Source organism: Methylobacterium sp. WL119 (assembly GCF_008039875.1).
Taxonomy (GTDB): Bacteria; Pseudomonadota; Alphaproteobacteria; order Rhizobiales; family Beijerinckiaceae; genus Methylobacterium.
Window position 1 is genome coordinate 1 of the sequence record NZ_VRUU01000056.1, and the last position, 26,537, is coordinate 26,537.

At 68.0% G+C, this 26,537-nt stretch carries 31 protein-coding genes; 16 read left to right on the forward strand and 15 right to left on the reverse strand.

Features of this window, described 5'->3' with window-relative positions; genetic code table 11:
* Positions 1-77: 77 nt before the first annotated feature.
* From FV227_RS18475 to FV227_RS18490, 4 genes are all read right to left on the reverse strand, one after another.
* Complete coding sequence (locus FV227_RS18475; RefSeq protein ID WP_147859633.1) at positions 78-431, reverse strand: SDR family NAD(P)-dependent oxidoreductase; 354 nt, start codon at positions 429-431, stop codon at positions 78-80.
* Between the two features lie 14 nt (positions 432-445).
* Positions 446-1,180 (reverse strand): SDR family oxidoreductase, encoded by a 735-nt coding sequence (locus FV227_RS18480; protein WP_147859634.1) that lies wholly within the window; start codon positions 1,178-1,180, stop codon positions 446-448.
* A gap of 110 nt (positions 1,181-1,290) precedes the next feature.
* A complete protein-coding gene (locus FV227_RS18485; protein WP_187274870.1) occupies positions 1,291-2,226 on the reverse strand; it encodes an AraC family transcriptional regulator in 936 nt (311 codons plus the stop codon).
* 125 nt (positions 2,227-2,351) lie between these two features.
* Entirely contained in the window at positions 2,352-2,750 is a 399-nt protein-coding gene (locus FV227_RS18490) for a helix-turn-helix domain-containing protein (RefSeq protein ID WP_147859636.1), read from the reverse strand.
* Between the two features lie 81 nt (positions 2,751-2,831).
* Here FV227_RS18490 and FV227_RS18495 point away from each other — a divergent pair, with 81 nt between their 5' ends.
* Positions 2,832-3,563: an SDR family oxidoreductase gene (locus tag FV227_RS18495; RefSeq protein ID WP_147859657.1), complete on the forward strand. Its 732-nt coding sequence runs from the start codon at positions 2,832-2,834 to the stop codon at positions 3,561-3,563.
* Positions 3,564-3,625: 62 nt separating this feature from the next.
* On the opposite strand, the gene FV227_RS18500 is transcribed toward FV227_RS18495, so the two are convergent.
* The gene (locus tag FV227_RS18500) at positions 3,626-4,351 is read right to left on the reverse strand and encodes an SDR family oxidoreductase (protein WP_147859637.1); all 726 of its coding nucleotides are present in this window, start codon (positions 4,349-4,351) and stop codon (positions 3,626-3,628) included.
* Between the two features lie 103 nt (positions 4,352-4,454).
* Here FV227_RS18500 and FV227_RS18505 point away from each other — a divergent pair, with 103 nt between their 5' ends.
* Positions 4,455-5,384, forward strand: coding sequence for a LysR family transcriptional regulator (locus FV227_RS18505; RefSeq protein ID WP_147859638.1), 930 nt, complete (start codon positions 4,455-4,457; stop codon positions 5,382-5,384).
* 51 nt (positions 5,385-5,435) lie between these two features.
* Here FV227_RS18505 and FV227_RS18510 read toward each other — a convergent pair whose 3' ends face one another.
* Positions 5,436-6,059, reverse strand: coding sequence for a TetR/AcrR family transcriptional regulator (locus FV227_RS18510; RefSeq protein ID WP_147859639.1), 624 nt, complete (start codon positions 6,057-6,059; stop codon positions 5,436-5,438).
* A 166-nt stretch (positions 6,060-6,225) separates the two neighbouring features.
* Here FV227_RS18510 and FV227_RS18515 point away from each other — a divergent pair, with 166 nt between their 5' ends.
* From FV227_RS18515 to FV227_RS18530, 4 genes are all read left to right on the forward strand, one after another.
* On the forward strand, positions 6,226-6,624 hold the full coding sequence (locus FV227_RS18515) for a RidA family protein (RefSeq protein WP_147859640.1): 399 nt from the start codon (positions 6,226-6,228) through the stop codon (positions 6,622-6,624).
* A complete protein-coding gene (gene bla, locus FV227_RS18520) occupies positions 6,621-7,715 on the forward strand; it encodes a class A beta-lactamase (protein WP_246686526.1) in 1,095 nt (364 codons plus the stop codon). The genes FV227_RS18515 and bla overlap by 4 nt, the downstream gene beginning before the upstream one ends.
* Before the next feature lie 61 nt (positions 7,716-7,776).
* Positions 7,777-8,391 carry an LpxA family transferase gene (locus FV227_RS18525; RefSeq protein ID WP_147859641.1) on the forward strand — a complete coding sequence of 205 codons (615 nt, stop codon included), beginning with the start codon at positions 7,777-7,779 and terminating at the stop codon, positions 8,389-8,391.
* A 236-nt stretch (positions 8,392-8,627) separates the two neighbouring features.
* Positions 8,628-9,422, forward strand: coding sequence for a glucose 1-dehydrogenase (locus FV227_RS18530; protein WP_147859642.1), 795 nt, complete (start codon positions 8,628-8,630; stop codon positions 9,420-9,422).
* Positions 9,423-9,501: 79 nt separating this feature from the next.
* Here FV227_RS18530 and FV227_RS18535 read toward each other — a convergent pair whose 3' ends face one another.
* The gene (locus FV227_RS18535; protein WP_147859643.1) at positions 9,502-10,395 is read right to left on the reverse strand and encodes an AraC family transcriptional regulator; all 894 of its coding nucleotides are present in this window, start codon (positions 10,393-10,395) and stop codon (positions 9,502-9,504) included.
* 134 nt (positions 10,396-10,529) lie between these two features.
* On the opposite strand from FV227_RS18535, the gene FV227_RS18540 reads away from it, so the two are divergent.
* Entirely contained in the window at positions 10,530-11,285 is a 756-nt protein-coding gene (locus FV227_RS18540) for an SDR family oxidoreductase (protein ID WP_147859644.1), read from the forward strand.
* 216 nt (positions 11,286-11,501) lie between these two features.
* Here FV227_RS18540 and FV227_RS18545 read toward each other — a convergent pair whose 3' ends face one another.
* The 3 genes from FV227_RS18545 to FV227_RS18555 form a co-directional block, all read right to left on the reverse strand.
* Entirely contained in the window at positions 11,502-11,897 is a 396-nt protein-coding gene (locus FV227_RS18545) for an ester cyclase (RefSeq protein ID WP_147859645.1), read from the reverse strand.
* 437 nt (positions 11,898-12,334) lie between these two features.
* Positions 12,335-13,462, reverse strand: a complete 1,128-nt coding sequence (locus FV227_RS18550) for an NADH:flavin oxidoreductase (protein ID WP_147859646.1) — start codon at positions 13,460-13,462, stop codon at positions 12,335-12,337.
* Position 13,463: 1 nt separating this feature from the next.
* Positions 13,464-13,862 (reverse strand): RidA family protein, encoded by a 399-nt coding sequence (locus FV227_RS18555; protein ID WP_147859647.1) that lies wholly within the window; start codon positions 13,860-13,862, stop codon positions 13,464-13,466.
* A 131-nt stretch (positions 13,863-13,993) separates the two neighbouring features.
* Between FV227_RS18555 and FV227_RS18560 the strand changes: the two genes are divergently transcribed.
* Positions 13,994-14,881, forward strand: coding sequence for a LysR substrate-binding domain-containing protein (locus FV227_RS18560; protein WP_147859648.1), 888 nt, complete (start codon positions 13,994-13,996; stop codon positions 14,879-14,881).
* Positions 14,882-15,141: 260 nt separating this feature from the next.
* On the opposite strand, the gene FV227_RS18565 is transcribed toward FV227_RS18560, so the two are convergent.
* Positions 15,142-17,289, reverse strand: coding sequence for a sodium-translocating pyrophosphatase (locus tag FV227_RS18565; protein ID WP_147727576.1), 2,148 nt, complete (start codon positions 17,287-17,289; stop codon positions 15,142-15,144).
* A gap of 347 nt (positions 17,290-17,636) precedes the next feature.
* On the opposite strand from FV227_RS18565, the gene FV227_RS18570 reads away from it, so the two are divergent.
* Positions 17,637-18,044: a hypothetical protein gene (locus FV227_RS18570; RefSeq protein ID WP_147859649.1), complete on the forward strand. Its 408-nt coding sequence runs from the start codon at positions 17,637-17,639 to the stop codon at positions 18,042-18,044.
* Here FV227_RS18570 and thiL read toward each other — a convergent pair.
* The 3 genes from thiL to ribH are packed head-to-tail and all read right to left on the reverse strand — an operon-like array spanning position 17,964 to position 19,939.
* A complete protein-coding gene (thiL, locus tag FV227_RS18575) occupies positions 17,964-18,959 on the reverse strand; it encodes a thiamine-phosphate kinase (protein WP_147859650.1) in 996 nt (331 codons plus the stop codon). The two genes, FV227_RS18570 and thiL, sit on opposite strands and share 81 nt — an antisense overlap.
* A gap of 7 nt (positions 18,960-18,966) precedes the next feature.
* Entirely contained in the window at positions 18,967-19,437 is a 471-nt protein-coding gene (gene nusB / locus FV227_RS18580) for a transcription antitermination factor NusB (RefSeq protein ID WP_147859651.1), read from the reverse strand.
* 13 nt (positions 19,438-19,450) lie between these two features.
* Entirely contained in the window at positions 19,451-19,939 is a 489-nt protein-coding gene (gene ribH / locus FV227_RS18585) for a 6,7-dimethyl-8-ribityllumazine synthase (protein WP_147859652.1), read from the reverse strand.
* 327 nt (positions 19,940-20,266) lie between these two features.
* Here ribH and FV227_RS18590 point away from each other — a divergent pair, with 327 nt between their 5' ends.
* From FV227_RS18590 to FV227_RS18605, 4 genes are all read left to right on the forward strand, one after another.
* The gene (locus FV227_RS18590) at positions 20,267-21,250 is read left to right on the forward strand and encodes an ABC transporter ATP-binding protein (protein WP_147842578.1); all 984 of its coding nucleotides are present in this window, start codon (positions 20,267-20,269) and stop codon (positions 21,248-21,250) included.
* Positions 21,251-21,283: 33 nt separating this feature from the next.
* Entirely contained in the window at positions 21,284-22,549 is a 1,266-nt protein-coding gene (locus FV227_RS18595) for an extracellular solute-binding protein (protein WP_147859653.1), read from the forward strand.
* Positions 22,550-22,760: 211 nt separating this feature from the next.
* A complete protein-coding gene (locus tag FV227_RS18600) occupies positions 22,761-23,702 on the forward strand; it encodes an ABC transporter permease (protein ID WP_147859654.1) in 942 nt (313 codons plus the stop codon).
* Positions 23,703-23,721: 19 nt separating this feature from the next.
* On the forward strand, positions 23,722-24,612 hold the full coding sequence (locus FV227_RS18605) for an ABC transporter permease (protein ID WP_147842576.1): 891 nt from the start codon (positions 23,722-23,724) through the stop codon (positions 24,610-24,612).
* A gap of 110 nt (positions 24,613-24,722) precedes the next feature.
* Here the strand turns inward: FV227_RS18605 and FV227_RS18610 are convergent, their stop codons facing one another.
* Positions 24,723-24,944 (reverse strand): hypothetical protein, encoded by a 222-nt coding sequence (locus FV227_RS18610; protein ID WP_147726900.1) that lies wholly within the window; start codon positions 24,942-24,944, stop codon positions 24,723-24,725.
* A gap of 334 nt (positions 24,945-25,278) precedes the next feature.
* Between FV227_RS18610 and FV227_RS18615 the strand changes: the two genes are divergently transcribed.
* The 3 genes from FV227_RS18615 to FV227_RS18625 all read left to right on the forward strand — a co-directional run bounded on the left by FV227_RS18615 (position 25,279) and on the right by FV227_RS18625 (position 26,434).
* Complete coding sequence (locus FV227_RS18615; RefSeq protein ID WP_147726903.1) at positions 25,279-25,488, forward strand: cold-shock protein; 210 nt, start codon at positions 25,279-25,281, stop codon at positions 25,486-25,488.
* A gap of 228 nt (positions 25,489-25,716) precedes the next feature.
* Entirely contained in the window at positions 25,717-26,079 is a 363-nt protein-coding gene (locus FV227_RS18620) for a DUF6481 family protein (RefSeq protein WP_147726905.1), read from the forward strand.
* 154 nt (positions 26,080-26,233) lie between these two features.
* Positions 26,234-26,434: a hypothetical protein gene (locus FV227_RS18625; protein WP_147842575.1), complete on the forward strand. Its 201-nt coding sequence runs from the start codon at positions 26,234-26,236 to the stop codon at positions 26,432-26,434.
* Positions 26,435-26,537: the final 103 nt, after the last annotated feature.

Sequence of the window (26,537 nt, forward strand, 5' to 3'; positions counted from 1 at the left end):
TAGACTTCCACGGCAAACATCCTGGGCCCCTCCCGAAAGAGAAGCCTCTCCACTGGCCGGCTTTTACCCCGGCCGCATCAGCACCCCGCCGACGCTCCAGTGGATGGTTTTGTCACCGCCCTACACACCTCGCTCGGGCCATAGACCATGTGGCCGGCGTTGTGGACGAGCACGTCGATCCGTCCGTGCTCGCGAAGGATCGTGGCCATGGCCGCATCGATCGAGGCCTCGTCCTGGACGTCCAGCTCGATCGTTCGCAGGTCGATGCCCCGCGAGCCCGCGAGGGCGTCGTTGTCCCGCACGCGTTCGGCGTTCCTGCCTTCGGTGTCGCGCATGGAGGCGTAGACGGTATGGCCGGCGGCGGCGAGGTCGCGGGCGATCATCTGCCCGAACCCGCTGGAGGCGCCGGTGACGAGGGCGACCAGGGTCATGATGCGTTCCTCCTTCAGACGGCGCCGCCGTTGGCACGCAGAATCTGGCCGTTCACCCATCCGCCGTCCGGTCCGACCAGGAACGCGATGGCACCGGCGATGTCGCCGGGTTCGCCCAGCCGACCGAGCGGGATCATCCGCGTCACCTGCGCGACCTGCTCGTCGGTCTTGCCGCCGAGGAACAGCTCGGTCGCCACCGGCCCCGGGGCTATGGCGTTCACCGTGATCCTCTTCGGGCCGAGCTCCTTGGCGAGGACATGCGTCATCGCCTCGACCCCGGCCTTGGTCGCGGCGTAGACACCGTAGCCCGGCTGGTAGAGGCCGACGACGCTCGACGAGAAGCTGACGATCCGTCCGCCCTCGCGGATGCGGCGGGCGCCCTCGCGCAATCCGTTGAAGACGCCCTTGAGGTTCACCGCGACATGCCGGTCGAACAGGTCGTCGTCGGCCTCGGCGATCGGCTTGAGCCGCATGATGCCGGCGTTGTTGACGAGCACGTCGACCCCGCCGAAGGCGCGCTCGGTCTCGTCGAAGAGCGCGGCGACCGCCGCCGGGTCGCTGACGTCCGCCTTGACCGCGATGGCCTGGCCACCCGAGGCCGTGATCCTATCCGCGAGGGCACGCGCCGCCGCCTCGTTCCCGGAATAGTTGATCGTCACCGCGAGGCCGTCCCTCGCCAGCCGTTCGGCGACGGCCGCGCCGATGCCCTGCGAGGATCCCGTGACGATCGCCGATCGTTTCGTTGCCATGCTCGTTCTCTCCTAAGCCATCGATCCTGGACTGCACGCCTACGCTTGGACTTGGACGGATCGCTCCTCCCAACCATGGCTGTCGGCGCACATTCGCGGTCCCGCGATGGTCAATCGCGGTCTCGCGATGATTCACGGCGGTCGCGGTACGCGCTCGGCGTCGCACCGGCATGACGCACGAACGCCGCGGCGAAGGCGGCCGGGCGTGCGTAGCCGCAGGCGACGGCGACGTCGGCCACCGGGAGATCCGTCGTTCGAAGGAGGCAACGCGCCGCATCCATCCGCATCGCCGTGAGATAGGCGAACGGGGTCGAGCCCGTTCGCTCCCGGAAGCGTCGACCGAAGTGATGCACGCTGATGCCGGCTTCGCGCGCGAGCCGATCGAGGCTCATGGCTTGGTCGAGGTGAGCGGTCATGTAGTCGACGACCCGGGCCAGGCGCCTGTCGCCGATGATGCCCGGATCGCGGGTCTCGTCCGCGTCAAGCCAGCACCCCGCGTGGCGGGAGAGGAGATGCGCCGCCAGCCACCGCCCGGTCTGCTCGGCGTAGAGATCCGGTGCCTCGGCGTCGAGCGCCTGCAGCAGCGTCGTGGCACAGGCGGCGATCGCCGGGTCCCGGAAAACCAGGGAGGACAGCGGCCGCTCCGTCGAGGGCACCCCGGCGCGACGATATTCGTCCGCGAGGTCGGCGATCACGGCGTGGGGGAGGTAGAGGTTGACCGACCGGAACGGCCGGCGCTCCCCGGGGGTGCTCCAGCGCATCCGGGTCGTCTCGTTGGGTGGGGTGAGGCCCATCGAGCCTTGCTGGTAGAGCGCGGTCCGCCAAGCGCCCCCCTTCGATACCGCGATCCGGTGCTCGCCGTGCAGGGCGACCACCAGCGTCAGGTCCGACGTCGCGTGGGTCTCGAAGACGTCGCTGCGCCCACGCCCCTCGTGTTGGTCGAGCAGCAGGGCGGTCCACCCGATCGAGGCGCTCGATCGCAGAAGGGCGTTGGGCTTGGCCCGTGCGCACGCGGCGCTGGCTTCCGAGAACCGGGGGGATGTCATCGACCGGCGCTTCCCGAAAATGCGTTCGGCCATGCCGATCGCCCGGCGATCCGGCGGCCGGCCGTCGGGGCGGCCCCATCGCCAAGCCGCATGCCGTGGTCGCGCTCGATTACCATGGCTGCGACCTAACCCCCGGCCCTGGTTTTCGAGCCGTCGTACGCCGCGTTGGCGGCCACCACGGCATCGCCGTTGGTGAGCGCCCAGGTGCAGAGCGCCTCGAAGGGCTGACGCAGCGAATGGCCCAGCGGCGTGATCGCATACTCCACCCCGATCGGTGCCGTCGGGAGCACCGTCCGAGTGACCAAGCCATTGCGTTCCAGTCGCTTCAGCGCATCCGCGAGCGCCTTGTGCGTGATGCCGTCCAGACGTCGCTTGATCTCGTTGAACCGCGACGGCCTCGGGCAGAGCACCGAGAGGATCATGACCGTCCATTTGTCCGCGATCTTCTCCAGGACGGGTCGGACCCGGACCATCTCGGATAGAGCGCAGTCGGACAGTGCGTCGAGGTCGGTATCGTCGGCCATATCTAGGCTAAACCAGGTGCGTTCTTGATATCAGATATACGTTATGTACCATTGTCGTCATCGATCATGAAGGGTCTTTCGATGACACGTATGATGGACAAGGTTGCGCTCGTGGTCGGCGGCGCGAAGGGCATCGGCCTCGCGATCGCCGAGCGGCTGGCTATCGAGGGGGCGTCGGTCTTCCTCACGGGCCGGCATGGCGCGGAGGTAGAGGCGGCGGCCGCCAGGATCGGCCGGGGGGCGCGCGGTCTCGTGGCGGACGCCGCCGTTCGGGAGGACCTGGAGCGCACGATTGCCACCGTGCGGGAGATGCACGGACGGATCGATGCCCTCGTTCTCAACGCAGGCATCTCCGAACCGGCGACCCTGCGTGACGAGACGTTCGATCATTTCGACCGCCACTTCGCCGTGAACGTCCGGGGCGCCGTATTCGGGCTTCAGGCGGCACTGCCGGCGTTGGGCCGGGGCAGTGCCGTCGTTCTCGTGGGATCGATCGCCGATGTCGCCGGCATCTCGCCCTACGGGACCTATGCCGCGACGAAGGCGGCGCTACGCTCCTATGCCCGGACCTGGACCGCGGAACTTGCTCCCCTGGGCATCCGCGTGAACGTCGTGGCCCCCGGTCCGACCGACACCGCGATGATGTCGAGCGTGCCGGAGGAAGGCCGCACCGCCTTGATCGCCCAGATTCCTCTCGGTCGCATGGCAAGTCCGGAGGAGGTCGCGGCGGCGACCCTGTTCCTCCTGAGCGACGAAGCCAGCTTCGTCGCGGGCGCCGAGCTCTGCGTCGATGGAGGGATGCGGCAGGTCTAGCCTGTCGTATCGCGAGCAGGGGAGATCCGCGTCGGGATCTCCGGCGGTCGCTTCGTGCCCCGCTACCAGGGCACGACCTCCTGTTCGAAGAAGAAGGACCCCGTCGGCCCGGCCTTGTCGGTGTCGGCGAGCCAGACGATCCCTGCCGCCGCCTGCTCCACCGTTCGGTAGCCGGTATGGCCGTTGAAGTCGGTCGCGGTGTATCCCGGGTCGGCCGCGTTGACCCGGATGCCCAGCGGAGCGAACTCCTTTGCGAACGACACGGTCACGGCGTTGAGGGCGGTCTTCGAGCTGTTGTAGCCGAGCACGTTGATCCCGTGGAACGGGTTCGCCGGATCGGACAGCCAGCCCAGCGAGCCCAGGCCGCTGCTGACCATGATGACGCTGGCGTCCTCCGAGTCCTTCAACAACGGCAGGAAGGCCTGTGTCACCCGGATCGAGCCGAACACGTTCGTCTCGTAGACCGCACGGATGTCGTCGATCCGTTGCTCGCTCGGCTTCACCGGCGGGGCTCCCAGGACGCCGGCGTTGTTGATCAGTACGTCGAGGACGCCGTGTTCCTTCTCGATCGCGAGAACCGCGTTCCTCACGCTGTCCTCGCTGGTAACGTCGAGCGGCAGGCTTCGCACGTCATGCCCTTCCTCCCGCAACCACTCAGCGGCCTGCGTGCCGCGCGCCGCGTCGCGGCTTCCGAGCCAGACGCGGTATCCCGATCGCCCGAGCTGGCGAGCGGTCTCGTAGCCGATGCTCCTGTTGGCACCGGTGATCAGGACGGTCTTTCCGGTCATGGGGGCTGCTCCGGTGAAACGAGCGCATGTGCGCCGCGGCTTTCCTCGTAGCGCCGTCCTGCCATGCCTGATAATCGGGCATGAACCGGACGGACTGATCGCAATGGCGAACAATGACGAGGGCGTGAACCTCGACGGTCTCTCCGTCTTCCTCACGGTGTGTGAGGCGGGAGGGTTCCGTGCGGCCGCCAAGAGGCTGGGCCTGTCGCCGTCGACGGTCAGCGAGAGGATCGTCTCGCTGGAGACCCGACTAGGTGCCCCGCTCCTGATCCGGACGACGCGCAGCGTGGTGCCGACCGAGGTCGGACGCGTGCTTGCCGATCGTCTCCTGCCGGTCCTGGGCGAGGCGCGGGCCGCGCTTCAGGATGCGGCGAGTTCCCACAATAGGGTCCGGGGTCTCCTTCGCCTCAACGTGACCGGTGCGGTGATGGTCGACATCCTGCCGCCGTTGCTCGACCGGTTCCTCTTGGCTAACCCCGAGGTCAGGGTCGAACTCGTCGTCGAGGACCGGCTCGTCGATATCGCCGCGGTGGGTTGCGATGCCGGGATCCGCTATGGCGAGCACCTGGCGCAGGACATGATCGCGGTGCCGATCGGACCACCGTCCCAGAGGGTCGCGGCCGCCGCCGCCCCGGCTTACCTCGACGCCCGCGACGCGCCACGCCACCCGAACGACCTCCTCGGGCACGACTGCATCAGGCTGCGCTTCTCCAGCGGGACGCTCGTCGCCTGGGCGTTCGAGAAGGACGGCGTGGCGATGACCGTCGATCCGCCGGGTCGCCTCATCATCGGCGTCGACGCTGCCGCAGCGGCCATCGATCTGGCCTGCCGGGGCCGCGGCATCATCGTGACGTTCGAAAATTGGCTGCAACCGTTCCTGGGCACGGGCGCGCTCCGGCCGGTCCTGTCGGACTGGTGGCCCGAGTTCGAGGGGCCGCAGCTCTACTTCTCGAACAGGTTCATGCCGGCACCGCTGCGCGCCTTCGTGAACCTCGTCAAGGACGAGACCGCGCGTCCGACCATCGTTCCCTGATCGGATCGCCCACGGTCTCCGCTTGTGACGACGGCAACGGAGACGAGTTCGTCACGGTCGCTTCGGACGGCGGTTCTTGGACGACATCGGATTGGCATCCCCTTGAGCCGGTTCGGCTCGAAGCAACCCGGCGGCGAGCAGCCTGAAGGCATCGACGACCTTCGTGAGGTTGACCTGCGGCTCCTCCGCCGCGGCGATCCAGAGCGCAGCGCTCAGCGATGCGCCGTTGAGCAGCCGAGCCGCCGCCGCCGCGTCGACGGGACGGATGGTTCCCCCGTCGACGAGGGCCTGGATACGACGCGTCGTCTCGTGGAGGCAGGCGTTCTGGCTCGGCCACTGCGAGGGGTCGCCGAGGACGGCCGGTCCGTCCAGGAGCATGATGCGTTGGATCTCCGGCTCCAGGGCCATCTCGATGTAGGCGGCATACTCGTCGAGTAGCCCTACCCATGCCGTCCCGGCCCGTTCGCCGACGGTGCGGAGCCGGTCCGCCATCTCCGCGTCGATCTGGTCGATCACCGCGTGGAGCAGGCCCTTCTTGTCGCCGAAGTTGTGATAGAGCGCCCCGCGCGTCAGGCCGACCTCGGCCGTGAGGTCGTCCATCGACGCGGCGGCGTAACCCTTGGTCGCGAACGCCTCGCGGGCGGCCCGCACCAGCTTGGCCCGCGTCTCCTCCATCGTCTTTGCACGCCGTCCCGCCGCCACTGCCCGACTCCCTTACGCATACCCGACGTATGTGATTTGGCATACGAAGCGTATGCAAACTACAAGTGACATACGCTTCGTATATCACCGTTCGTGATCAAGGCACGAACGGACGTTGAGCGAACCGAGGAGTTGCGAGATGACGAAACGAGACGCGGTCTTCCCGGACGGGCGGCAGAAACTCTACGAGATCAACCGCTACTCGGCGGCGATCCGGTCGGGCGACCTTCTCTTCGTCTCGGGCCAGGTCGGCAGCCGCGAGGACGGGTCGCCCGAGCCGGACTTCGCCCAGCAGGTACGGCGGGCCTTCGACAACCTGGACGCCGTCCTGAAGGCGGCCGGATGCACGTTCGACGACGTCGTCGATGTCACGACCTTCCACACCGACCCGGCCAACCAGTTCGAAACGGTGTCCGCCATCCGTCAGGACGTCATCGGCGCGGCGCCGTATCCGAACTGGACCGCCGTCGGCGCGACCTGGCTGGCCGGCTTCGACTTCGAGATCAAGGTGATCGCGCGCATCCCGTCCGTTGGGTGAGCGGGCGGCTCGGTGGCATCGACCAGCCGCTCAACGGCGTGCGCCGTTCGACCGTGGATGATCGAATCGTGACCGTACACGCCATCGACCCGCCTGTCGGTCGGCGCGACAAGTCCGGCCCGGTGGCGCCCGGACATCTCCTCGCAGGACGCGAGTGCGGTCTCGCCGCGAGCACGGGAGGAACGATGAAGCCTTCGATCCATGGCCTTTCCCGCCGGAAACTTCTGCTCGCGAGCCTGGCGGCACCTTTCGTCCTACGATCCGATAACGCCGGTGCGAACGCAACGGACACCTTGCGCGAGATCGAGCGCCGCGTCGGGGGGCGCCTCGGCGTCTCCGTAGGAAGGTCGAACGGACCGCCATTGCTGGGTCATCGCGCCGACGAGCGCTTTCCGATGTGCAGCACCTTCAAGGTGCTGGCGGCGGCGGCCCTGATGGCAAGGGTCGACGCCGGCACGGAGAGCCTGGATCGCACGCTACCCTATGGCGAGGGAGACCTCCTCAAGTACGCTCCCGTCACCCGTAAGGCGCTTGAGGCGGCAGGAGGCATGGGCCGGATCTCGGTCGCGGATGCCTGCGCGGCGGCCGTGGAATGGAGCGACAACACCGCTGCCAACCTCATGCTGAACGCCTTGGGCGGGCCATCGGCGCTGACGGGCTGGCTGCGCGGCATCGGCGATCGAACGACCCGGCTCGACCGGACAGAGCCGGACCTGAACACCGCCATTCCGGACGATCCGCGCGATACGACGACGCCGGACGCGATGCGCACCACGCTGGAGCGGGTCCTCGTCGGCACCGTCCTGTCGCCAGCCACGCGTACCCGTCTGGACGGATGGATGGTCGCCGGCCAAACCGGGTCCAAGCGGCTGCGTGCCGGCATTCCGCCGGACTGGAAGGTCGGCGACAAGACCGGCAGCGGCGACAACGGCACCTACAACGACGTGGCGATCCTGAGCCCCCCTGGGCAGGCTCCGATCCTCGCCGCGGTCTACCTCACCGGTAGCACGGCGCCCGTAACGGACGTGGATGCCGCTTATGCCGAGATCGGACGGATGATCGCCGAGGCCGTCCGCGCGCCTCGCGAATAGGGGTGTGCAAACCGGCCGGCCACTTCCGCCGGCCTTTCGATCCAATGTGGAGACGAGGCGAATGGGTATCCTGGAAGAGCACGTCGCAGGGTTCGAAGGCTCGCCGTTCGCATCGTTCGCGAGCCGTGAGGCGTGGGGCCTCGTGGAACGGCTTCGCGAGATCGTTCACGGGTTGCTGGACGGTCTGGACTCGGACTTCCGCATCGAGGGCGGCATCGCGGTCCATCGGACGGCGACCGTGGAGGGTGGCGCGTCCCTGAAGCCCCCCGTCATCGTCGGACCGCGCTGCCTCGTCGCCCAAGGCAGCCTGATCCGGGACGGGTGTTGGGTCGACGAGGATTGCGTCATGGGACCCGGCTCGGAATTGAAGGCCGCAATCCTTTTCCGCGGATCGAAACTGGCACACTTCAACTTCGTCGGCGACAGCATCCTCGGGGCGGACGTCAACCTGGAGGCGGGCGCCATCATCGCCAACCACCGGAACGAACTCGACCAGAAGGGGATCCTGATCGTGCACGGGGACCGGACGATCGAGACCGGAACGACGAAGTTCGGGGCGCTGGTGGGGGACGGCACACGGATCGGCGCGAACGCGGTCGTCGCCCCGGGGGCCATCCTTGCACCACGAACGATCGTGGAACGTTTGGCCTTGATCGATCAGCGTCCCCGTACCTGAACCATGGCGAGGTTTTGCGCGGCCGCTTCCGGAACGGCGTGGAGGTACCTTGCCTCCACACGAGGTCGGCACTGCGGCTCTCGTGCCGAGCGAGGAGGCTGCGTAAGCGTCGAGGTCGATCGAAGACCTCGGCGTCATCGCGACAGCCTGCATCCCTGAAGTCGAGACGTCGGCCACCACGAAAGGTGTCCGGCACGGCTTGCGACAAATCATCGACCTGAAGGCGAAGAGATCCCATGAGTGACGTAGAGACCAACGTCGGCAAGACCGCTCGCCTGACCGGGAAGGTCGCAATCGTCACCGGAGCCGGTACGGGCATCGGTGCCGCTGCGGCGCACGCCTTCGTCCGGGAAGGTGCGGCCGTCGTGCTCGTCGGACGTCGGCGCGACGTTCTCGAACGGGTTTCCGCCGAGATCCTCGCCGAGGGCGGGACGGCTGCCGTCGTCCAGGGCGACGTTTCGTTAGGTGCCGATGCCGAGCGGATCGTGGCCGAGACCATGGACCGGTTCGGTCGACTCGATCACCTCTTCAACAATGCCGGCATCCAGGGCGACGGCGGCCCCATCGTCGACATGGCGGAGGCCGCGTTCGACGAGCTCATCGCCATCAACCTGAAGGGGCCCTGGCTCATGACGAAGCATGGGCTGAAGGCGATGCTCACCGGTGACGCCACCGGCAAGGCGATCGTCAACACCTCGTCCTTCCTGTCCACGGCAGCCACCGTGGGTACCTCCGCCTACTCGGCCAGCAAGGCCGGCATCGACGCGATGATCAGGGCGATCGCGCTCGAAGTCGGGCCCTCCGGCATCCGCATCAACAACATCAATCCGGGCGTCATCGACACGCCGATGCTCCGCAAGCACGGCGAGGGGATCCGCGCACCGCTCGCCGCCCGTGCGGCCCTGAAGCGATTGGGGACGCCCGAGGACATCGCGGACGTGGCCGTCTGGCTCTGCACGGACGAGGCTCGGTTCATCACCGGTCAATCGATCCTCGCCGATGGCGGCTTCACCATCCCGGGGCCACGTTGACCGGAACACTCAAGTCCGCGCACGGCGATCGGGTAGCCGTCGACAGCAGGACGCCAACGTCCGCTCGTTCGGAACGGTGTCAGGCAGCCGGCGCGGCCGCGGGACATCTGACGGCCTTCGCATCCCGGACGGGAGACACTCCGAACATGCGGCCGTACTCGCGCGTGAACTGGGTGACGCTCTCGTAGCCGACGGTGAAGGCGGCGGCACTCGACGACATGCCCTCCGAGACCAGAAGCCGACGCGCCTCGATCAGGCGCAGGTGCTTCTGGAACTGGAGCGGGGAGAGCGAGGTCACGGTCCGGAAGTGCTGGTGAAAGGACGACGTGCTCATCCCCGCCGTCGCCGCAAGTCGCTCGACCGGGAGGTGGCGTGCGAACTCGGACCGAAGCAGCGCGACGGCACGGGTGATCCGCTCCACGCGTCCGTCCGGCCAGCCCAGACTTCGGATGGCCGCCCCATGACGTCCCGCCAGCAGCCAGTAGTGCATCTCGCGCACCAGTTGGACGCCCAACACCGGGATCGATGCCGGCCGGTCGAGGAGCTGCATCAGGCGCAGGGCCGCGTCGGCGGTCTCCGCATCCGTCGGGTCGACCCGGACCGGCAGGTGGTCGACCTGCGTCTCGACCGGCATCTGCGTGGTCAGGGCGGCGATGACCGCCGGGTCGAGTTCCAGCACCAGCGAGAGGTAGGGCGCCGCCCCGCTGGCCCGGGTGATCTGGCTCACCGTCGGCACGTCCGCGGTGATCAGGAGGGAATCGCCTGCCCCGAACGCGATGTCCCGCGTTCCCATGGTCACATGCTTGCTGCCCTGCAGGACCAGGCAGACCAGCGGTCGCGAGATGTCGTGGTGCAGCCCGCTGGGAGCCCCCGCCCACACGGTCGACAGGCCGGGGATGGGGGTCGCGGCGATGCCGGCGGCGTCGTGCCGGTCCTCCGCGTGGCGGCGGACGGCTGCGAGGAGGGTCGTCATGGGGAAAGGTGTAGGCCATCGCCCGTCTGAAAGCACCGCTCTCCGTAGGATCAGGCAAGAACTCGCGAGCTTTCGGCAACACGCGCCGTCCCCGGGGCGGCATACCGGGCCAGCCACGAGAACGGAGCCGTCCCATGACCAAGATCGCCCTCGTCACCGGAGCCAGCCGCGGCCTTGGCCGCAACACCGCCCTGAGCATCGCCCGTCATGGCGGCGACGTCGTCCTGACCTATCAAAGCCGCGCCGACGAGGCAGAGGCAGCCGTCGCGGAGATCCAGGCAATGGGCCGCAAGGCGGTCGCGCTGCAACTCGACACCGGCGACGCCGGCGCGTTCCCTGCCTTCGCCGAGCGCCTGCGGACGGTGCTGCGCGGCGAATGGGACCGCGAGACCTTCGACCACCTCGTCAACAATGCCGGCCATGGCGACTATTCCCTGTTCGGCGAGACGACCGAGGAACAGTTCGACCGTCTGGTCGACGTCCACTTCAAGGGCGTCTACTTCCTTACCCAGACCATGTTGCCCCTCCTTGCGGATGGCGGCCGTGTCGTGAACCTGTCCTCCGGCCTGACCCGGGTCTGCTTCCCCGGCTACGGTGCCTATGCGGCCGTCAAGGGCGCCGTCGAGGTGTTGACCCGCTACATGGCCAAGGAACTCGGGAGTCGCGGCATCGTCGTCAACACGGTCGCCCCCGGTGCCATCGAGACCGACTTCGGCGGTGGCGCGGTGCGCGACGACGCGGAGATCAACAAGCTCTTCGCGGGTCTGACGGCGCTCGGTCGCGTCGGTGTGCCGGACGACATCGGGCCGATGGTCGCGAGCCTGCTTTCTGATGGGAACCGCTGGGTGAATGCGCAACGCATCGAGGTGTCGGGCGGCCAAGGCATCTGATGCATCACGGCGGGCCGACCCGGCCTCGTTCCCTCGGGTACGCCTCCAGCCGACGATCCGCCGGCAGTACCCCCTAGAGGATCCGTCGTCGCCCCGGGGCGTACGGACGGGTCCCAACCCACGCCGGCCGTGCGGACGGTCGTCGGGACCCGAAGGTTGTCATACCCCGGTGGTCGGGCCGGATCCGCGGAGGTCGGCCGGGCACGGAACCGCTATTTAAACGTTCAGGAGCTGTGCCTCGATGGCCATCTTGTCGATGACGGACCAAACCTCCTCGATCCTGCCATCACCGAACCGATAGAACACGTTCTCCGCGAACGATACCCGGCGCCCTCCGACCGGGAGGCCGAGGAAATCATCGGTCGGGTTGCATTCGAAGAGAAGTCGTGCTGCGAGCCGTTCGCCATCGACGATCAGCGTCCCGATATCAAATTGGAGATTTAGAATTTTTAGGAAGTTATCGACCAGCAATAATTTATAGTCCTCGAAATTTTTCTTGACCCCGTTATAGATTAGAGATGGCGAGACAAATCGATCAAGCTCAGTCCATTGCTGACGATTCAAGCACCGTATATAGTCACGATAATGCGCATTAAGGGTTCGTTCGGTCACGTCTCACTCCGCGGGGCGATGCCATCATCGCTGGGCAAGATTTGTCCAACGTCTGGAATTTACTTATCGCGCCGGTCGCGACGAAAGCGATCGATTTGAAGAATTCGGGGTAAGCACGGCCCTTAACAAGGTGTGAGGGAGGCAGGTGCTTGCGTCAGCCTCCTTCAGCCGACCTCCGACTTGTCTGGCGTTCCAGGTTCCGACCCTACTCTTCCATCTAAAACCCGAAGGCTCCGCCTCCGATCTCCATTGCGTCAGCAGGCCGGTGAAAAGATCTTCCGATCCGGCCCTGGGACGCGCTTACCGGCTCCCAACCAATTTGGTTGGCCCACAGTGCGCGGGATCGTGACGAACCAGTTCACGCACGGCGGTTTACCACCACCGATTGGATTGCGCCGTGCGCAGCTTACGATGCGATGGCGCCATTCATGCCGATCTCAGTCGCCGGCCTGGATACGGTCGGCGTTTTCGAGATCGGCAAGCGGCGACAGGATTCTACGATCGAACTCGGCTAGCTTGTCCCCCTCGGCGACGCGTCGTGGCCAATCGGCATGCGTGAGCGCGCCGCGTCCAAGCGTGATCACGTCGGCACGATGCTCGGAAAGCAGTTCCACCGCGCGCGCCGGATCATGCAGGGATCCGTTTGCCAGTACGGGCAAGCCGCCATGCCGCCTCGCGAGAGCAGCGAGGCTGGGGCCTCCGTCGAACGCGGGCCGCCATGCCTCATGCTCCGTGGTGTGGAGGTAGTCGAGGTGCTGCCGCCCGAGAAGGGTATAGATCTTGACCGCTTCCTCCTGACCCCGCCACCTGCAGGTGAAATCGTTGACCTTGCCCTGCGAGCTGCGCAGGCCGACGATGAAATCCCGCCCTACCGCCGAACGAACGGCTTCCGCGACATCGAGTGTGTGGCGAAGCCGGTTTGCCGTCGAACCGCCATAGGCATCGGTGCGGCGGTTCACGCCTTCCGTCAGGAACTGGTCGAGCAGATAGCCATTGGCGCCGTGGATCTCGACGCCGTCGAAGCCCACCTCCCTCGCGCGGACCGCAGCGGAGGCAAAGCCCGCCACGGCCCCGCCGATTTCCGCCTCACTCATCTCGCTCGGCAAGGGATACTCGCCGGTCCCTCGGTAGAATTCCATCTGCCGTCCGACCGGCCGGACGGAGGATGGACCGCGCGTTCCGACCCGGAAGCGATTGCCCTGGGAGAGGGCTCCCGCGTGCATGAGCTGTGCGATGAAGCGGGCACCGCCCGCATGGACGCGTTCGACGATTGGTCTCCATGCGTCACGCTGCGCGTCGTCCGAAAGGCCGGGCTTGCGAAGATAGCCCTGGGACCAGAGACGGTCGGTATACACGCCTTCCGTGATCACGAGCCCGAACCCACCCTCGGCGAACGCCCCGTAGTAGTCGCCCATGCGCCGGGTCGCTCGACCCGTCTCGGTCGCGCTGATGCGCGTCATGGGCGCGACCGCCAGCCGGTTGCGTATTTCGATCCCGCCGATCGTCAGCGGCTCGAATAGGGCCCCCGTGACGGCACGCCCCTCGCAGATCAGGTCCGCGGCCATCCTATTTCTCCCCACCGGTATGAACAGCCGCGATCGCCTCTATCTCGATCATGACCTTGGGGTCGTAGAGCGCCTTCACCTCGGCGATCGTGTCGGCTGGGTAGGGCTCCGAGAAGAACCTGCGGCGGAGTTCGACGACCTCCCCGAAGTTGCTCATGTCGGTGACGAAGATCGTCACCTTGATGACGTCGTCCAGACTGGATCCGCCCGCCTCCAAGGCGCGACGGAGGTTGGCGAACGCTTGCTCGCCTTGGGCTCGGAAGCCGCCCTCGACCACCTTGCCATCCTCGCCAGCTCCCGCTTGGCCGGAGATGAAGAGCAGGTCGCCGTACCTGATCCCCTGCGAGAGCAGGAAAGGTGCGTAGTTGTCGGGTGTCGTCACCACGCGTGCAATTTTCATCGTCATGCTCCATCAGAGGCTGCGGTGAAGATAAACTCACCTGAAGCCGGGTCGATGACTGGCAGGATCACCCTTGTGCGCCTCCCCGACAAACGCCAAATCATCACCTCATAGATGAGGCTGTTTCATTCGTGTCTCGCCGTCTTCCATCCCTATCCGCGCTTCGTGCCTTCGAGGCAGCGGCTCGCCACGGCAGCTTCAAACAGGCTGCCGAGGAACTCGCCGTGACGCCGACCGCGGTCAGTCATCAGATCCGGGGGCTCGAAGAGCACGCCGGGCTGGTGTTGTTCGAGCGTCGCACCCGGAAGGTCGTCCTGACGGAGGTCGGCGCGCAGCTTTACCCCGTGCTGCGCGACGGCTTCGACGCCTTCGCGGATGTGATGGCGAGGCTGACCGGGCGCCGCAGCCGCGCCCAGGTGACGATCTCGGCGACGACCGCGTTCACGGCACGCTGGCTCATCCCGCGCGTCGCGGCCTTCCGCGCGCTGCACCCGCAGATAGACCTGCAGTTCCAGGCTTCCGACGACGTGGTCGACTTGGATAAGGCGGGTGTCGATATCGCTATCCGCTACGGTATCGGCCCCTATCCGGGCTACGAAGTCGCTCCCCTGTTCGCCGACCGCTTCGCACCCGTCTTCAACCCGATCCTAAAGGTCGAGAAGGCTGCCGACGTGATGCAGCGTCCACTGATCGAGTTTCGCTGGCGTCGTCGGCACCCGGACAATCCGACCTGGGCACGTTGGTTCGTAGCGGCCGGTCTGACCGAAACGGACGCGATGCAGCTGCTGCGTTTTTCCGAGGAGAGCCACGCCATCCAAGCGGCGGTGGCGGGACAGGGGATCGTGCTGGCCAGCCTCGCGCTCGTGCGGGATGAGCTTAAGGCAGGCCAGTTGGTTCGATCGGTCGGTCCCTCGATCGAAGGCTTTCGCCACCATCTGCTGACCCGGAAGGGCGAAGGAAGTCCGGCCGTCGAAGCGGTCGGCGCATGGATGCGATCGGAGGCGGCGGCGATGACGTAGGCGAAACGGGCTATTTTTGAAGACCGTTGCGGATCGGGCCAGGCTTAAGGCGCAACGGGCGCTCTGCCACCGGCGCCTGCGCGTCTGAACACGCTCCAGCAACAGATGCGATCGTCGAGCTTCGACACCCGCCCCCCTAATCTTTCCCGAACGAACCGCAAAGGGCAGCAGGAATCCCTTCGCGATTCACGCGATACTTGAGGTTGTTTTGGAAGGGAACTTTGGTGTCCGAAATCGGATCATTGGTTCCGCTATCAACCTCACGCATGCGCCAGGATGGCCAGCAGCAGCAATGCGATGATGTTGGTGATCTTGATCGCCGGGTTCACCGCGGGGCCGGCGGTGTCCTTGTAGGGGTCGCCGACGGTATCGCCGGTGACGGCCGCCTTGTGCGCGTCCGAGCCCTTGCCGCCGTGATGGCCGTCCTCGATGTACTTCTTCGCGTTGTCCCAGGCGCCGCCGCCCGAGGTCATCGAGATCGCCACGTAGAGGCCGGTGAGGATAACGCCGAGCAGGCTCGCGCCGACCGTGGCGAAGGCCTGGGACTTGCCCGCGACGAGCTGGATCGCGAAGAACAGCACGATCGGCATCAGCACCGGCAGCAGCGAGGGCACGATCATCTCGCGGATCGCCGCCCGCGTCAGCATGTCGACGGCGCGGCCGTAATCCGGCCGGTCGGTGCCGGCCATGATCCCCGGCTTCTCCCGGAACTGGCGGCGGACCTCCTCGACCACGGCGCCGGCCGCCCGGCCCACGGCCGTCATCGCCATGCCGGCGAACAGGAACGGGATCAGCCCCCCGATCAGCAGGCCGACGACGACGTAGGGGTTGGACAGCGAGAAATCGACCGTGACGCCCTTGAAGAAGCGGTACTGCGTGTCGCTGGCGTTGGCGATGAAGTAGTCGAGGTCCGAGGTGTAGGCGGCGAACAGCACCAGCGCCCCGAGGCCGGCCGAGCCGATCGCGTAGCCCTTGGTGACCGCCTTGGTGGTGTTGCCGACGGCGTCGAGGGCGTCGGTGGACTTGCGGACCTCGGAGGGCAGGCCCGCCATCTCGGCGATGCCGCCGGCGTTGTCGGTGACCGGGCCGAAGGCGTCGAGCGCCACGATGAAGCCGGCGAGCGCCAGCATCGCCGTGACCGCGATGGCGATGCCGAACAGCCCCGCCAGCGCATAGGTGGAGATGATGCCGCCGACGATCACGAGGGCCGGAAGCGCGGTCGATTCGAGCGAGACCGCGAGGCCCTGGATCACGTTGGTGCCGTGTCCGGTGACCGAGGCGTCGGCGATCGACTTCACCGGGCGGAAGTTCGTTCCGGTGTAGTACTCGGTGATGACCACGATCAGCGCGGTGATCGCGAGGCCGATCACCGCGCAGCCGAGCAGGCCGCCCGACGTGAAGCTGACGCCGGTGGAGGTGGTGAAGCGCGTCGCGAAACCGCCGAACAGGGCGAGGTTGACGGCGGCGATGGCCCCGACCGAGAGCACGCCCGCGGTGATCAGGCCCTTGTACAGCGCCCCCATGATCGACTGGTTCGACCCGAGCCGCACGGCGTAGGTGCCGGCGATCGAGGTGAGGATGCAGGCCGAGCCGATGGCCAGCGGATAGATCATCATCGCCTCGAGCACGTTGCGGCCCGCGACGTCGACCTGCCCGCCGAAGAAGATCGCCGCGAGCACCATCGTGGCGACGACGGTGACGGCGTAGGTCTCGAACAGGTCGGCCGCCATGCCGGCGCAATCGCCGACGTTGTCGCCGACGTTGTCGGCGATGGTGGCGGGGTTGCGCGGGTCGTCCTCCGGGATCCCCGCCTCGACCTTGCCGACGAGGTCGCCGCCGACGTCGGCGCCCTTGGTGAAGATGCCGCCGCCGAGGCGGGCGAAGATCGAGATCAGCGAGGCGCCGAAGCCGAGCGCGACGAGCGCGTCGATGACCTCGCGGCTGGCCGGCGGCAGGCCGGCCCCGCGGGTGAGATAGAGGTAGTAGAAGGCGACGCCGAGCAGCGCGAGCCCCGCGACCAGCATGCCGGTGACGGCGCCCGACTTGAACGCGACCTCGAGGCCGCCGCCGAGCGACGTCGAGGCCGCCTGCGCCGTGCGCACGTTGGCACGCACCGAGACGTTCATGCCGATGAAGCCGGCCGCCCCGGACAGGACCGCGCCGATGAGGAAGCCGATGGCGACCTTGATCCCGAGGAAGAAGGCCAAAGCCGCGAACAGCACGACGCCGACGAGGCCGATGGTGGCGTATTGGCGCTTGAGGTAGGCCTGCGCGCCCTCGGCGATCGCGGCGGCGATCTCCTGCATGCGCTGCGTGCCGGCGTCCCGTCTCATCACGTCGTTGATCGTCACGATGCCGTAGGCGACGGCGCACAGCCCGCCCAGGATGATCAGCAGCAAAGCGGTCATGCACCCGTCCCTTGTTCTCGTGATGCCTGGCGTCGGCTTGATGTTGTCGAGCTTGGCCCTTGGGCCCGGACGAACGGCTCGGATTCGGCATTCCTTCCCAGAAGTGCGAGACTTGATTGCCAAACTTCGCGGTCGAGCGCAAACGCCACTTTTGTATTTCGACACGAGATCTTGCTGCAACGCAGCAATGAGCATTGAATTCTGATTTGCGGCCTGCCCGCTCATCGTTGGCCGGGTTTTGCGCGTGGTCCGATCCGGACCCCGCGACGCGCGGCGGGATGCACGTTTACCGGCCGTTAACCATGACGAACACTACCTTCGGTTGCATCAACGAAGGGTGCTCGACGATGAGTGGCGATCAGGTGGCGAAGCTCGCAGCGACGATCGAGGTGCTGACGAACGCGGTGCAGTCTCTGGTGGCGGAACGCGTCAGCATGCAGCCGCCGTCCGTGCACGGCGCGCTGCTTCAGGTCCTCCAGCGCTCGCTCTCCGCCCCGGCGGAGCGGGACGATGCGCATCCCGGCGGCACGGCGGTGCAGCGGGCCGACCTCGCCCATTGGACGCCGGTCATCGCCGCCACCCTGATCGACGACGTCCGGCGCCAGCTCGGCCGCGAGCCCGAGGGCTCGCCGCACGACGCGGCGCCTCAGGTTCGGACGGTCTCCGAGACCTTCTCAGAAATGGCTGAACGCGCCCGCCGCGAAAACGCGCGTGGCTCCGTCGACACCCTGAAAGCCGGGCCGTCCGCTGCCTGAGGCGACGGTGCCGAGGACCGCGACCGGCACGCCCGCGAGCGAGGCCGCCTGGCGGAACGCGTCGAGGTCGTCGGGCGCCACGGTGCAGAGGATCTCGTAATCGTCGCCGCCGGTGACGGCGACGTCGAGCAGGTCGGGCCTCCCATCGACGACGCGGGCGGCGGCTTGCGAGAGCGGGACCGTCGCGGTGTCGATCGTCGCCGTCGCGCCGGCACCGGCCAGCATCTTGGCGAGGTCGCCGGCGAGCCCGTCGGACACGTCCATCGCCGAGGTCGCGAAGCGCAGCACCGCGTCGGCGAGGGCCAGCCGCGGCCGCGGGTGCAGGTAGCGGTCGGCCAGATGGCTGCGCGATGCGCCATCGAGCGCCCGGACCCATTCGGCATCCGGCTCGAGCCGCATCCGCAGGCCGAGCGCCGCGTCGCCGATGGTGCCGCTGACGCAGATCCGGTCGCCGACCCGCGCCGTGGTACGGCGCACGATGCGCCCCGCGGGGACTTCGCCGATCGCGGTGACGCCGATCAGCGCAGGACCGCCCGACCGCACCGTATCGCCGCCGAGCAGCGGGCAGCCGGACGCCCGGCTCGCCTGCCCGAGCCCTTCGGCGAAGGCGGCGAGCCACGCCTCGGTCCAGTCCGCCGGCAAAGCCAGCGTGAGCAGGAAGCCGCGCGGCGCGGCGCCCTTGGCGGCGATGTCGGAGAGGTTCACCCCGAGCGCCTTGCGCGCGAGCGAGCCGGGCGGGTCGTCGGGAAAGTAGTGGACGCCGGAGACGATCGCGTCGGCGGTGAGCACGAGGTCGTGGCCGGGGCTCGGCGCGAGGCTCGCCGCATCGTCGCGCAGGCCGTCGGCGCCGGGGCCGGCGAGCGGCGCGAAGTAGCGCGCGATCAGCGCATCCTCGGTCGGGCGCGATGCGCTCACCGGACGCTCACCCCTGCTTGGCGCCGGCCAGTTCCGCCGCGCGGGTCTGGCGCGCGACCTTGTCGAGGACGGCGTTGACCATGCCCGGCTCGTCGCCGGTGTAGAAGCTGTGGGCGACGTCGACGTATTCCGAGATGGCGGCGCGGGCCGGAACGTCGCGGCGGAACATCAGCTCGTAGGTGCCGGCGCGCAGGATGGCGCGCAGCACCACCTCGATGCGCTTGAGCGGCCAGCCCTGGCTCAGCGCCTGGTCGATCTGCGGATCGATCGCGCGCTGCTCCTCCACCACGCCGCGCAGCAGGTCGCGGAAGAAGGCCGGCTCGGCCGCCGGGTGCAGCACGCCGTCGATCTCCTTGCCGAGCCAGAAGGTCTCGAACTCGGCCAGCGCGTCGAGCACGCCCTTGCCGGAGATCTCCATGTCGTAGAGCGCCTGCACCACGGAGAGCCGGGCGCCGCTGCGCGGATTGATCTTGGTCATGATCGTCAGGCTCTCATGCAGCGGCGGCCGCGCGCTTGAGCGCCAGCACCGCGAGTGCCGCCTCGGCCGCGCCGCCGCCCTTGTTCATCTCGGAGACGCGGGCACGGGCCTGGGCCTGAGCCTCGTTCTCCACCGTCAGGATGCCGTTGCCGAGCGGCAGGCGCAGGTCGACGGACAGGTCCATCAGCGCGCGCGCGCTCTCGCCGGCGACGATGTCGTAATGCCCGGTCTCGCCGCGGATGACGCAGCCCAGAGCCACCACGGCCTCGTAGGGCGTGCCGGCCGTCTCGGCTGCTGCGAGCAGGATCGCCACCGTCGCCGGAATCTCGAGCGCGCCCGGCACCGTCACGACCGTCGCCTCGGCCTCGGCCGCCGCGATGGCGGCGCGGGCGCCTTCGAGCAGGTCGTCGGACAGGCCGTCGTAGAAGCGCGCCTCGACCACGAGGACCCGGGCGCCGGGCGTTTTCGGGGACGCGGGCGCGTCCTTGCGTTCGATGTACATGGGACTCGTGGGACTCCGGCGGACCCGCCGCGCGGGCGGCGGGCGCTGACCGACGCGCCGTCTCCGGCCGTCTCGCATCCAGGGTGTTCGGGGCAGCGAGGGTTAGACCGAAGCGGCCGCCGCCACAAGCGCGCCCGCACGGGGCCGCCTGCGGGCAGGGCATCGCTTCCATGCGCCCGGGTCCATGCGCCGAGTGCATATGCCCGATTCTCCGGGCCCGAGCGCGACGCGGCAGGCGGCGCATCGTTTTCCCGGCATCGGCGTGGGCGGGATGGCCCGCGGCTTGCTCCCCGGTTTCGCCGCAGGGGTGCCGGGCGAAGGAACCGCATGAACGTCGAGCTGATCGGGCTGACCAAGCGCTACGGCGCCACCCTCGCCGTCGATGCGATCGACCTGAAAATCCCGTCGGGCGCCTATTGCTGCCTGCTCGGCCCGTCGGGCTGCGGCAAGACCACGACGCTGCGGATGATCGGCGGCCACGAGGCGGTCAGCGCCGGCGAGGTCGTGATCGGCCCGCGTGCCGTCGGTGACGCGCCGCCCGCGGAGCGCGGCACGGCGATGATGTTCCAGAGCTACGCGCTGTTCCCGCACCTGACCTGCCGGGACAACGTCGCGTTCTCGCTCAGGATGCGCGGCGTCGCGAAGGCCGAGCGCCGCGCCAAGGCCGACGCGATGCTCGACCTCGTGCAGATGGGGCACCTCGCCGACCGGCTTCCGGCGCAGCTCTCGGGCGGGCAGCAGCAGCGCGTGGCGCTCGCCCGCGCGCTGGTCACCGGACCGAAGGTGCTGCTCCTCGACGAGCCGCTTTCGGCCCTCGACCCGTTCCTCCGGGTGCGGATGCGGGTGGAGCTCAAGCGCATCCAGGCCGAGCTCGGCCTCACCTTCATCCACGTCACCCACAGCCAGGAGGAGGCGATGGCGCTCTCCGACCTCGTCGTGGTGATGAACGGCGGCAAGATCGAGCAGGCCGGCGACCCGCGCACGGTGTTCGAGCGGCCGGCCTCGGCCTTCGTCGCCCGCTTCATCGGCGGCCACAATGTCATCGCCCTGCCCGAGGGCAAGGTCGCGGTGCGCGCCGACCGGATGCGGCTCGGGGCCGAGGCCGGCGATGGCGCCGTGCAGGCCCGCGTCCTCGCGGTCGAGTACCAGGGCGCCAGCGTGCAGGTGGCGCTCGAGGCGGACGGGATGACCGAGCCGGGCGGGCTGAGCGCGGTCGTCGACGACGCGACCTTCGCCGGCCGCCCGCTGGCGCCGGGCGACCGCGTGGCGCTCGGCTGGGACCCCGCCGCCGCGCACCGCCTCGACGCCTGAGGCGACCGGCATCAAGAAAAGAAAGGGACGACGATGACCAACGGCATCAGATTCACGCGGCGCACGCTGCTCCAGGGAGCCGGCACCGCCCTCGCGGCCGGGCCGATCACCGGATTTCCCGCCGTCCACGCGGCCGAGCCGGTGACGCTGCGCTACCTCGGCACCGCCGTGAACCAGTCCGGCGACATCGCCCGGAAGGTGAAGGAGGATCTCGGGATCACGATCGAGTACATCCCGGTCGTCACCGACGAGGTGACGAAGCGCGCGGTGACGCAGCCGAACTCCTTCGACCTGATCGACACCGAGTTCTTCAGCCTGAAGAAGATCGTCCCCTCGGGCAACATCCTCGGTATGGATGCGCGCCGGATCAAGAACGCCGACAAGATCACCCCGATCTTCACCAAGGGCGAGATCGCCGGTAAGGCGATCGGCGACCAGGGCACCGCGCCGAAGAAGGTGTTCTACCTCGAAGGCCAGACGGGCAAGACCTTCGCGTCGTCGCCGACCGAGTGGATCACCCTGATCCCGACGACCTACAACGCCGACACGCTCGGCATCCGCCCGGACCTGATCAAGCGCCCGATCACCAGCTGGAAGGAGCTGCTGAACCCGGAGTTCAAGGGCCGCGCCTCGATTCTCAACATCCCCTCCATCGGCATCATGGACGCGGCGATGGTGGTGGAGGCCACCGGCGACTACACCTACGCCGACAAGGGCAACATGACGAAGGCGGAGATCGACCGCACGATCAAGCTGCTGATCGAGGCCAAGCGCGCCGGCCAGTTCCGCGCCTTCTGGCAGGACTTCAACGAATCCGTGAACCTGATGGCGTCCGGCGAGACGGTGATCCAGTCGATGTGGTCGCCCGCCGTCACCAAGGTGCGCACGCAGGGGGTCGCCTGCACCTATCAGCCGCTGAAGGAAGGCTACCGCGCCTGGGCCACGGGCTTCGGCCTGCCGAAGACGCTGACCGGCCGCAAGCTCGACGCGGCCTACGACTTCGTCAACTGGTTCCTCTCCGGCTGGGCCGGCGCCTACCTCAACCGCCAGGGCTACTATTCCGCCGTGCCCGAGACCGCCAAGACCCAGATGGAGCCCTACGAGTGGGCCTACTGGATGGAGGGCAAGTCCGCCGAGAAGGACATCCACGGCCCCGACGGCGGCCTGCTCGAGAAGGCCGGCGCCACCCGCGACGGCGGCTCCTTCGAGGCCCGCATGGGCGCGGTCGCCTGCTGGAACGCGGTCATGGACGAGAACACCTACATGGTCCGCAAGTGGAACGAGTTCATCGCGGCGTGAGGACGATGGCTGCGCCGCGCCCTTCGTTCGCCGAGGCCATGGTGCTCACGCACTTCGGCATGTCGTCTATGCACGGATCGTTCGAAGCACCGCCCTGCCCCCTCTCCCGAACGGGAGAGGGAACCCGCGATTCGAGGACAGGCGCCGTGGAACCAGTCGCCCGCGGACGCGGAAGGGAACGGCGCCCGCTGCATCGGTCGGAGGGCTCGCGATGAGCGACGTTGCGCTTCCTGCCCTCGCCGACGTGCCGGCGAATTCGGTTCGGGCCGAGGCCGCCCCGGCCCGCCGCCGGCGGCCCCTCGCCTATCTTCAGGCCGCGCCGATGGCGCTGGTGTTCCTGGTCTTCCTCGCGATCCCGCTCCTGCTGACGCTGATGGTCAGCTTCTGGGAGTACAACGAGTACGAGATCATCCCGGCCTTCACCCTGCAGAACTACCGCGACGTGTTCGAGGGCTGCGGCAACCTCGCGGACCCGTGCACCACGGCACGGACCTATCTCTCGACCCTCAAGTTCTGCGCGCTGACGCTGGCCTTCACGCTGCTGATCGGGTTCCCGGTCGCGTACTTCCTCGCCTTCCACGTCCGTTCGCGCACCGTGCAGATGGGGCTGTTCCTGCTGTGCACGATCCCGTTCTGGACCTCGAACGTGATCCGCATGATCTCGTGGATTCCGCTGCTCGGGCGCAACGGCCTCGTCAACGACACCCTGCAGGGGATGGGCGTGATCGGGAGCCCGATCGAGGGTCTGCTGTACTCGGACTTCTCGGTGACCTTGGCTTTCGTGCACCTCTACACGGTCTTCATGATCGTGCCGATCTTCAACAGCATGGCGCGGATCGACCGGTCGCTGATTGAGGCGGCCTACGATGCCGGGGCCACGGGGTGGCAGACGCTGTGGAGCGTGATCGTTCCCCTGTGCAAGCCGGGCATCGCCATCGGGACGATCTTCGTGCTTACCCTCGTGATGGGCGACTTCGTCACCGTCGGCGTGATGGGCGGCCAGCAGATCGCGTCGGTCGGCAAGGTGATCCAGGTGCAGATGTCGTACCTGCAGTTCCCGGCCGCGGCCGCCAACGCCGTGGTGCTGCTCGCCGCCGTGCTGATGATGATCCTCGGGCTCACCCGGGTGATCGACCTGCGGCGGGAACTCTGACCATGACGGAGCCTTCGGCGTGAGCGATCGTCCCCGAGGCCTGGCCTTCGCCGCGCTGGCCGCGTTCTTCGCGCTCTACGTGCTGTTCCTCTACGGCCCGACCCTGACGATCCTGGCGCTGAGCTTCCAGGGTCCGCAGGGCGGCCTGACGTTTCCGATGAACGGCGTCTCGACGCACTGGTTCGCCAAGCTCTGGGCCGGCGGCGGCATCGTCGACATCTGGGCGGCGTTCGGGCGCTCGCTCCGTCTCGGCTTCGTGGTGATGGCGCTCACCGTCGTCCTGGCGTTCTTCGCGGGCCTCGCCTTCCGCAAGGGCTTTCGCGGCGCCAACGCCCTGTTCGCCATCGCGGTCGCCAGCCTGATCGTGCCCTCGATCGTGGTCTCCCTCGGGATCGGCCTCGAGTTCCGTCTGGTCGACGACGCGATCAACGCTTTGGCGGCCGCCACCGGCTGGGGATGGCTGCAGGACCACGGCACCGCCATGGGGCTCTACACCTCGGCGCTCGGGGCGCACCTGACCTGGACGCTGCCCTTCGGCCTTCTCATCATGTTCGCGGTCTTCAACCGGTTCGATCCGGCCTACGAGGAGGCCGCCCGCGACCTCGGCGCGACCGGAGCGCAGACGCTGCGCCACGTCGTGGTACCGATCCTGGCGCCGGCCCTGGTCGGCGTCGCCCTGTTCGGCTTCACCCTGTCCTTCGACGAGCTCGCCCGCACCAGCCAGGCGATCGGCGGGCGCAACACCCTGCCGCTCGAGCTCCAGGGTCTCACCACCACGGTGACGACGCCGGAGATCTACGCGCTGGGAAGCCTGACGACGGCGGTGTCGGCCGTGGTGATCGGCACGGCGCTCGCGGCGAGCCTGTGGCTGCAGCGCCGCCGGGCCCGCCGCAGCCTGGCGCTGCCGTAGCGGCTCGTCCGCGATCGCGCGATGCCTTCGGGATCGTACGTTCAGCCCCCGCGAACGCGACGCGCGGGCTTGCTGATACGTCCGGCCGCTCCGATCGCGCCAAGGGCCGATCAGTCGGTGCCGGCCGGCTCCTCGCCGGAGCCGACGAGCGTCAGGCGCGGGGTCGAGGCCTTGCGCTCGGCGGTCTCGATCAGGCGAAGGCTCGTCGCCTGGCGGCTCTTCTTCAGGTCCTCGGCGATCTCGCTCGTGTTTCCGGAGATCCGCTTGGCGCGCTTGTCGTATTCCGCCATCGAAACGACGGAGGAGTCACCGGTCTCGGGGATGCGCGCCATGTCCACCTCGAAGGAAGAGACCGTCCGCACGAGCGCGTGGCGGGCATGACCCGAGCCTAGCACGCTTTCCCGCATTCCCGCCGAACGATTTGCCGTCGACCCACCGTGCGGTTCTCGGATCGAGACGCGCGCTTTCGTGTTTGTCGCACGCGGTGTTTGCTAAATGTCGCCGAGTGTGCAAAAAGTACAACATCGATCTCTGGCCAGATATCCGGCCGTTCCGTCCGTAATGGACGTGCGCTGATTTTCTCCCACATTTCGACGACCCGCGACCTGGCGCGTGATTCACATGCGCCGGTCGAATTATGACGACTGATAAGATACGGAATTTTCTATGAGCACCGGCACCGTCAAGTGGTTCAACGATCAGAAGGGCTTCGGCTTCATCCAGCCGGATGACGGCGGCAAGGACGTCTTCGTGCACATCTCGGCTGTGGAGCGCGCCGGAATGCGCGGCCTGACCGAAGGCCAGAAGATCTCCTACGAGATGGAGACCGATCGTCGTAGCGGCAAGCAGTCCGCCGGCAGCCTCCAGGCCGCCTGAGCACCGAGTTCGCCTCGGATCGTCGTCGAAGCCGTCCCACCCGGGACGGCTTCGCGCGTTTTCGGAGCGTTGCGACCGAAGCGCGATGAGCGAGTCTCATCGCCGACCGCGTCCCGCCACGGCGGGGCGGCCGCCATCCGCCGAGCGTCATGGGCCGCGAGCCTTGCGATTCGGTCCGACCTGTCTGACCGCAGCCGGCATGGGGCCGGTGGCGCATAAGGATCTTGTGTGAATCAATCCAAGGACAACCAGTTCTCCGACCGGCTCGAGACCGCTGCGAAGGCGCGGGAAGCGATGCTGGCGCGCTATCGTTCGCGGCCGGCCGCCGATGATCCCGCCGTCGTCGCCCGCCAGGCCGAGCGTCAGGCTGTGATCGAGGCCCGCGAGGAGCGCAACAAGGAGCGCGAGGCCGCCCGGGTCGCCGCCGAGATCCAGCGCGTTGCCGAGGCGAAGGCCCAGCGCGAGTTCGAGGCCGCCGAGGTGCTGCGCATCGCCGCCGAGAAGGCCGAGCGTCAGGCCGCCCTGGCCGCCGAGCAGAAAGAGGCACGCGACGCCCGCTTCGCGGCGCGCAAGCTGCGCGCGCGCAAGTAGGCCCGCAGCCGAGCCCCGGCGACGATCCGACCGACGCGGCTCAGGCCGCGGCGGGCGGGCCGGCGCCACCCGACCCAGCCGAATCCGTCACTTCGAACGTCGCACCCGCCCCGGGTCCGGCAGCCGGCGTCGCGGCGATCAGGAGTGATGTACGATGTCCCACAAGTTCAAGCTCGGCCAGCGTGTCCGTCAGTCGCGCGGCGGCTTCGGCTCCGTCAAGGACGACGCCTCGGGCCTGCTGTGCGAGATCGTCCGCCTGATGCCCGAGGACCGGACCGGCGAGCCCTGCTACCGGATCAAGTCCTCGGCCGGCGAGCGCGCCGCCAACGAGAGCGAGCTCTCCCTCGCCGGCTGATGCGCCACGGCGGCTGCGAGCGGTCGCCGCACACCGCCCCAACGCCTTCGGCTTCTCGCGCGCGGACGTCTGCAAGGCGCGCGGACGTGCCGTGCGTTGCCAA